Source organism: Gordonia sp. N1V, assembly GCF_029269935.1.
In the GTDB taxonomy this organism is placed as follows: Bacteria; Actinomycetota; Actinomycetes; order Mycobacteriales; family Mycobacteriaceae; genus Gordonia; species Gordonia polyisoprenivorans.
In genome coordinates this window covers 1-309 of sequence record NZ_JARJDD010000115.1, presented here as the reverse complement: position 1 = coordinate 309, position 309 = coordinate 1, and the positions used below count along the sequence as shown (strand labels likewise).

Below are 309 nucleotides of genomic sequence, written 5' to 3'. Positions count from 1 at the left end.
GCCGGGCCGGGTGCAGGGAATCAGGCTGTAGTGGAGGCGCTTCGGGTCAGGCTGCTACGTCGTCGAGTCGCATGGTGCGTCGGTGATACGACGGCACGGGTCGTCGTTTCGGGTCGATGCTGGCGGGTGGGATCAGCCAGGGGTGTCGGTCGACGTCAACATCTTTGACGTCGAGAGTTGTGGTGGTGTCGATCATGGGCCCCTCCCCCGGTGGCTGATCGGTGTGATGGATTCAGTGTACATCGCCAGTGTGTGGCTCTACTGACTATTGAGTGGGTCAATTTCTTTGCGGGAGAGCAGGACACGCGC

The 309-nt window shown here is 61.5% G+C and carries 1 pseudogene; it reads right to left on the bottom strand.

Going from position 1 to position 309, the window contains the following annotated elements:
* Positions 1-46: 46 nt before the first annotated feature.
* Positions 47-151, bottom strand: a pseudogene (locus P3L18_RS28375) (HNH endonuclease); the annotation flags it as partial.
* Positions 152-309 lie beyond the last annotated feature (158 nt).